5 protein-coding genes are annotated in these 6,831 nt (G+C 58.8%); 3 read left to right on the top strand and 2 right to left on the bottom strand.

The annotated features are described in order from the left end of the window. Positions 1-102 precede the first annotated feature (102 nt). Positions 103-588, bottom strand: coding sequence for an ureidoglycolate lyase (locus NW815_RS03040; RefSeq protein WP_414387948.1), 486 nt, complete (start codon positions 586-588; stop codon positions 103-105). 215 nt (positions 589-803) lie between these two features. On the opposite strand from NW815_RS03040, the gene NW815_RS03035 reads away from it, so the two are divergent. From NW815_RS03035 to NW815_RS03025, 3 genes are all read left to right on the top strand, one after another. Further along, positions 804-1,595 (top strand): hypothetical protein, encoded by a 792-nt coding sequence (locus NW815_RS03035; RefSeq protein ID WP_414387946.1) that lies wholly within the window; start codon positions 804-806, stop codon positions 1,593-1,595. A 226-nt stretch (positions 1,596-1,821) separates the two neighbouring features. Next, positions 1,822-2,463 carry an ABC transporter permease gene (locus NW815_RS03030; RefSeq protein ID WP_414331778.1) on the top strand — a complete coding sequence of 214 codons (642 nt, stop codon included), beginning with the start codon at positions 1,822-1,824 and terminating at the stop codon, positions 2,461-2,463. Between the two features lie 18 nt (positions 2,464-2,481). After that, a complete protein-coding gene (locus tag NW815_RS03025) occupies positions 2,482-5,490 on the top strand; it encodes an ATP-binding protein (RefSeq protein ID WP_414415690.1) in 3,009 nt (1,002 codons plus the stop codon). Positions 5,491-5,493: 3 nt separating this feature from the next. Here NW815_RS03025 and NW815_RS03020 read toward each other — a convergent pair whose 3' ends face one another. Further along, entirely contained in the window at positions 5,494-6,753 is a 1,260-nt protein-coding gene (locus NW815_RS03020; protein ID WP_414389680.1) for an ABC transporter substrate-binding protein, read from the bottom strand. Positions 6,754-6,831: the final 78 nt, after the last annotated feature.

Below are 6,831 nucleotides of genomic sequence, written 5' to 3'. Positions count from 1 at the left end.
GGGTTTTGGGGGTTAGAGGCATGCTCTTCTTGCGCTCAAGCGAAAGATTGCTGTGATCAATGCTGCTTTTTGCCCGATTGATAAGGGATCCCCGAAAGCTTGTCAGGGGGTGATCTGGAACTCCAGGTTGTAGGTTTGGAGTAAGTTTATGGTTTCGTGATCGGTGATGTTGGTGTCGGCCAGCTCCAAGTTGTAGAAATCGATGAACTCTTCGTGGTCAAAATAGGGGCCGGCATGCCAGGTACCCATCTCCAGTTTGATAAAGCGATCCCCAGGCACCCGAAAGGCTTGAATCTGATCGACGTGCAGCTCATTGGCAGGCGGTGCAACACCAATAAACCACTCCTTGCCATTCAGGGATCCCAGGCACTGGGTGCAGCGGATGTGGTGGGTGATCTGAGTAAACTTGAGGCCGCGGCGAGGCAAGCGCATGATGTAAAAGCGGGGCTGCCCTTGATTCAAGAACAACTGAGCATCTTGACTGTCGAAGGGTTTGTGATCGGGAGTGGGGCAAATGACCTGTCCGTAGGGGGCAAAGTTTTCCGGTTCAGCGAGATGGGCCTTCAGTTGGCGCAATTGGCTGGTCACCCTGCTCTTCTCCTTTGCGTTTGACGAGCTGTCTTGTGTCTCACTGTTGCCCTACAACGTGAGCACGAGGGCGTGAAGACGCAAACAGCCCAGCGAACCCCATTCTATCGAGACTTGGTCAGGCAGCTTCCCTTCTGGGAAGGGATCCCTGAGCAAGCCCAAGCTGCTCAAGGTCGCAAGTACAATGGGAAAACTTCCCAGCCTCAGCAGAGCAAATGGCGATGCAGCGGGACTTACAAGAGCTGATCATCTCCCCAGCTCAAGTTGAAAGCCTCTCTCAAGTGCCGGTGGCTTGGTTGTATCGGCCTCGGCCCGTTCGTCGCTTTAAGGATCGCCTGCGCCAGTTCTCCGCTTTCTGGGATCTCCTACGCTTGCTGGTGACGCTGGACTTGTTCTTGCGTTTCTTGACCTTCTGGACAGGGGGATCCCTACTTACCCTGGTGGGGCGGATTTGGATCCCTGGCCTACAGGCCACTTGGGGCACTTGGCCGGTGGAATGGGGGATCCTGGCGGCTATTGCCGCCCTGGGCCAAGCCTACTGGATTTTCCGCAGCCGCCGCATGCCGCTGCTGTTGAACTTGCTGGGGGAAGTGGATCGCTACAACCGAATCATCCAGGCCATCCACGTCAACGACCAGTTGGTGGAAGCGGGCAACCCCGAGGTGAAGCTGGCTCAGAGGGCTGAGGTGATCGAAGCGCTGAAGCTGACCCGGGCCGATCTCATCCGTGCCTTGAAAACTGAACGGATCTTGCGGCAAAACGAAGACCTGATCGAGCAGCAGAGCGAGTTCTTCGGCGATAACTTGGCAGCTTTGACAGCTCTGCAGGTGAGCGAGCAGGCCAGCGAACAGGGTCGTATCCTAGAGACTGCTTTACAGATTGCTTTGCAGGTGCGCTCCCAAATCCGCCGTTTGCAAGAGCGAGAAGCCAACCACCCCCCAAACAGGGATCCAGACAAGATTGAGAAAGATCAGCAGGATAGAGATGGCAACTCAGATGGGCAGTGAAACAGATGGTTATTTTTGTCGGCAGGCGGCGCTGTGGGTTCTAATCCTTGGGAGAAAGTTGAGGTTGATTGCACCGCGTTAGCAGGTCGGAGACCGAAATTGGAGTGACCCCATCTCCCTGATTGGTGCTAAATCCCCGCTCTGCACTATTCCGCACTGTCAGGATCGCCTGCCGGCGCTACACTGGGGCTTGTCTTGGATCCCTCTGTCATCCACACACCTCTAGATGAGCCTTTTGGCCCGCTCCCTGGCCTACGCCCAGAACCACAGCGACACGCTGTTTCAAGCCTTCGTCCAACACCTGCAACTGGTGGCGGTGCCTTTGGGAATGGGGCTGCTGTTGGGTTTGCCGCTGGGTTTTTTCAGCTCCCGCTCCCAGATGCTTTCCCTGGTGGTGATCAATGCGTTCAGCAGCCTGCGGGTGATCCCCAGTTTGGCCATTTTGTTTTTGGCCATCCCCTATTTCGGCCTCAGCTTCCGTTCGGCAGTTGTCGCCCTAACCCTTCTGGCTCTGCCCCCCATTCTGATCAGCACGGATGTGGCCTTCCGCAGCCTTGAGCCGGCCCTGCGGGAAGCTGCCCTGAGCATGGGCATGACCCCTGCCCAGGTACTGCGGCACGTGGAGATCCCTTTGGCCTTGCCGGTGATCTTGGCCGGTGTTAAAACGGCTACCATTGAGGTGATTGCGAGTGCTACCCTGGCAGCATTCATCGGCGCGGGAGGGCTGGGCACTTTTATCACCCTGGGGTTTGCTCTCTATGACAACGCCATCTTGCTGGTGGGGGCGGTTCCAGTGGCCCTTCTGGCTATTGCGGCCGAGATCGGCCTTGGCACTCTGCAGCGGGCTTTGGAACCTCCCCAAGCCTGAGGTTCTGTGAGGGATCCCATGCCGTCTTCCTCTAGTTCTTCTGAGGTGCAATCCCGTTGGCCTGGCCGCTCCATTCCTTTGCGGGTGGCGTTGCTGCTGCCCCTAGTGCTCTCAGTAGCAGGGGGAGTGGGGGGAGTGGCCTATCTCTCCTGGCGGGCCGGGCGACACCTGGCGCTGCGCTTGACGGAGCAACTGAAGCGGGAAGTTACCCACCAGACCGAAGAGCACCTCAGCCGCTATTTGCAAGTTCCCCCTCGCATCAACGCCCTCAATCAAAGCCTCGTGAGAGGGGGGCTTCTGCCCGATTTGACGACACCCAGCCCAGCCGATCTAGAGGTTTTGGAAGCTCACTTTGCCCGCCAGTTGCAGCTCTTTCCTGAGCTCGGCTATATCGGCTTTGTCTCGGCTCAAGGGGGGTTTGTGATCGCCCGCCGTCACGCCGACGGATCAATTTGGACTTACCATACACTCGGCCTGTTGCCGGGATCCGCCCAGGGCCGCCAACGGGATCCAGAGACAGGGGATCCCACAGGGTTCACTCGCCGGTTGGGCTTTGTGGATCTGAGGCAGTTGTTCTGGTTTCCCCAGCTCCTGCAGTCGGAAGGGATCCGCGACACTTGGGTGGCAACCCGATTTTTTGCGGAGCTTCCTGCCCAGGATCCAGAGCGGCTGATCGTGACGTCCCTGTCTCTGACCGACTCGGGGGGGCGGGTTTACGGCAGCTTAGTGGCTTCCCTCTCCGTCCGGCAGCTTCAAGCCTTTCTGGAAGAGATGGAAGGCCGTTCTCCTGCAGAGGTGAGTTTTCTGCTGGACGAGGAAGGACAGGTGGTGGCCAGTACGGCGGGGCCTGCTCCCCATCCGCTGCTGGTGGCTGTGCAAGAGCAGGTGGGCTCCTGGGAGACGGCCTCTTCTCAGAATTCGCTGCGCCTCGTGGTTGGCGGGATCCCCTACTGGGCGGAGGTGGAGTCCGTTCAGAGTGAAGGGAGGCTAGGTTTTTATTTCGTGTACGGGATCCCAGAGGCAACCCTTCTGGCCGAAGTCCATCGGGGCGCCCAACAGGCTGCGCTGCTGGGGGGTGGGCTATTGCTGAGCATGCTGGGGACAGGGATCCTCCTCGGCGAAGCTCTCTCCCGTCCCCTGCGCCGCCTCACCCAAGTAGCCGAGCAATTTATCCAAAGCGGCTTCCAGCCCTGGCCCCCTTTGGATCCCGGCCCCATCCAGGAGGTGCAGACGCTAACCAAAGCCTGGCAGCAGGCGGCAGCAGCTCAGCAGGCCCTGCTGGATCGTCTCTGGCAGCAGCAGCAAGAATACCGCGCCGTGGTGGAGCAGCAGACAGAGCTCATTTGCCGCTTTCGGCCCGATACCTGCATCACCTTCGTCAATCCTGCCTGTTTGCGCTTCTTCGGTCGGCGGGCAGAGGAGGTGGTGGGCCAACCTTGGCGGGATCGGCTGCCGGAAGAAGAGCAGGCTAAGGTGTTGCAAGCTTTTGCTGCTCTCACGCCTGAGCATCCTTTCTACTGCAGCGAGCGGGAGTATCCCGGAGAAAACGGCCAGTCCCGCTGGATTAGCTGGGTGGATCAGGGCATTTTCGACAGCCAAGGCCGCTTGGTGGAGATCCTGTCGGTGGGGCGGGAGATCACCGAGCAGAAACGGGCAGAACAGCAGTTGCAGGCCCTCAACCGGGAGCTAGAAGCCCAGGTGGAGCTGCGCACGGCCAAGCTGCAGCAAGCCTTGCATTTTGAGGGGGTGCTGCGCGCCATCAGCAGCCGGATGGTGGTCAGCCTAAACGAGGGGGAAATTCTTGAAGAAGTGGTCAGAACCCTTGCCGAGGCACTAGGCCTAACCTGCTGCCAAATCCTGCTGCTTTTAGAAGATGGGTCAACCTGGATCCCTGGCTACTGCTACTCCCCCCTTCTCTCTTCTGATGCAGCTCAGGGCGACAGGGCGGATCCCTTGCATGGGCCAGACTACGCCAGTGACCCGGAGTTCTTGCGCCTGCTGCAGTCCCATTCTTCCTCACAGCAGAAATGGAAAATCCACTGCTGTTGTCGGAAGGAAGGACGCTGGGTGCGGCTGCTGGCCTGCACCCTTTGGGACAAAGAGAAGCGGCTGGGAGCTTTGCTGTTGGAGCGGCTGCCGGAGCAAGAGTTTTCCGAAGACGAGATTCAACTGGCCTATCAGGTGGCCAACTTGTGTGCCCTGGCCATTCGCCAAGCCCGTCTGTACCAAGCAGCCCAAGCGCAGGTGAAGGAATTGGAGCGGCTGAATTTGCTGAAGGATGATTTCCTCAGCACCGTCTCGCACGAGCTGCGCACCCCCATGACCAATGTGCGCATGGCCTTGCAAATGCTGCAAATGACCCGCGATAACCCCGAGAAACAGCGGCACTACTTCACCATTGCCCTGAAAGAGTGCAACCGGCAAATCGAGCTCATTAACGACCTGCTGGATATGCGACGGCTGGGAGCCGGGACGTATCTGCTGCAACCAGAGAATATTTTTCTGCCGCGGTATTTACAAGATTTGCTGGACGGGGCTCAGCCTTTGGCCCAAGCCAAACATCAACACCTGCAACTGCACCTGGAGGCAGGGATCCCCTCGCTTTGGGCCGACCCCACCTGCTTGGGGCGCATTCTGCGCGAGCTGCTGCACAACGCCATCAAGTACACGGCCCCCGAGGGATCCATCCACCTGCGGGTTGTCTCAGAAGGAGAGGGGATCCTCTTCGTCTGCAGCAACAGCAGCGAGATCCCAGAGCCAGAGCTGCCCCGCATCTTTGAAAAGTTTTACCGGATCCCGCAATCGGATCGCTGGAAGCACGGCGGCACCGGCCTGGGGCTGGCTTTGGTGAAGCAACTGGTGGAGCATATGGGGGGGAATATCTCCGTCAACAGCTCGGATGGATGGACGCATTTCCAAGTTTGGTTGCCCCAAGGTGAGGATCCTGCTCCGCCATTGCCCGGCCCACCCCCAATGTCAGAAGAGCTCCCCTTTTGGAAAGAGGCTGGGGGTGAGGGGCATACCTGACCCCTATCCCGGCAAGACTTGTTGCTGCCAGAGGGCCTCCAGTTGCACTGTGTATTCGGAGTTCACGATGGGCACTGCCCCGGCAATGGCCTCTTGAATGGGGATCCCGGCAGCAGCCTCCAGCTGGGCAAAAGCTGTTTGGTAGTCGGCAGACAACCGGCTGACATCGATGAGCGGCAGATCCCCCCAGACCTCCGGCTTGAACTTTTCCAGCTGCCCCTCCGGGCTGGCCAAGACCTCTGCCAGGACCATTGCCCCCCAAGGATTGGCCGCATTAATGGGAATGGCTGTAAACGAGGGATCGATCAAGCTGGTGCCCGGGATCCCATAGGGGGTGGTGCTGGGGGGAAATTGGCCGTTGCCCTTGCGTAAGATCACCTGATCGATAAAGGTGGGGATGAGCCACACTTCGCCGTTGGCAAAGAGCTCCGCCAGGCGGGCAAAGGTGGGCGGGTAGGTTTGGCCCTGTCTCCACAGGAAGGGATCCAGCTTTCTCAGGTATTCCACCAGGGCAGGGGATTGTCGCGCCCAGAGATCGGCATCGAAGTCCGGCCCGCTGTACTGGGCATAGCCCCCGGTCACACCATAGAAGGCGCTCAACAAAAAGCGGCTGCCATGAAAATCCGGCGGGGCCACGTAGGTAAATCGCCCTGGATTGGCCTCTGCCCAAGCCAACAGTTCGGCGTAGCTCTGGGGGGGCTTGGGTACCCGTTCGGCATCATAGGCCATTAAAAAGTAGTTGCCGGTGTAGGGCGCAGAATAGCCCTCGGTGGGCAGGCCAAAATCCGTTGCAATATCGGCGGGATCATAGAAGGTCAAGCTGGGCAATTTCTCAGCAAAGGGGCCGAAGAGCAAATTCCCCTGCTTGAGGGTGCGGAAGTTGTTGCCATTGATCCAGATGAGATCGATGCTGCCGCCGCTGCGCAGCCCGGCCTGTACCTCCCCAATCACCTTGTTGACTGCTTCAACGGTATCCGTGAGCGGGATCCGGTTCAAGCGAATGCCATAACGCTCCTGCAACTGGCTTTTCACCCAGCCATCCACGAAGCCATTGATGGCCTCGCTGCCGCTCCACATGGCCCAGTTGACAGAGCTGCCCCGCGCCCGCTCCAGAATGTCTGCCCAGCTCAGGGATCCCAGATCTACCGTGCTCTGGGGGGCATTCTGGGCCAACGGAGAGCCTTGACCCAACACCCAAGCCCCCAGGGATCCCAGACCGGCCAACACCTGCCGTCGCTTCCAGAAAACGCTTTTGGGTTGCATAGCCTTGCCACCATCCCCATCAAACTTTCAGGTTCCAGATTCAACTTAAACTGATACATTTACGCTGAACACTGCTGA

Origin of the sequence: Synechococcus sp. R6-7 (genome assembly GCF_047461695.1) — a bacterium.
Taxonomy (GTDB): domain Bacteria; phylum Cyanobacteriota; class Cyanobacteriia; order Thermostichales; family Thermostichaceae; genus Thermostichus.
This window is presented reverse-complemented; position numbering and strand designations above follow the sequence as displayed.

What these genes read in the sequence shown, in the direction of transcription:
- NW815_RS03035 (WP_414387946.1), top strand. Translation starts at nt 804, where the DNA reads ATGGCGATGCAGCGGGACTTACAAGAGCTGATCATCTCCCCAGCTCAA.
- NW815_RS03025 (WP_414415690.1), top strand. Translation starts at nt 2,482, where the DNA reads ATGCCGTCTTCCTCTAGTTCTTCTGAGGTGCAATCCCGTTGGCCTGGC.
- NW815_RS03030 (WP_414331778.1), top strand. Translation starts at nt 1,822, where the DNA reads ATGAGCCTTTTGGCCCGCTCCCTGGCCTACGCCCAGAACCACAGCGAC.
- NW815_RS03020 (WP_414389680.1), bottom strand. Translation starts at nt 6,753, where the DNA reads ATGCAACCCAAAAGCGTTTTCTGGAAGCGACGGCAGGTGTTGGCCGGT.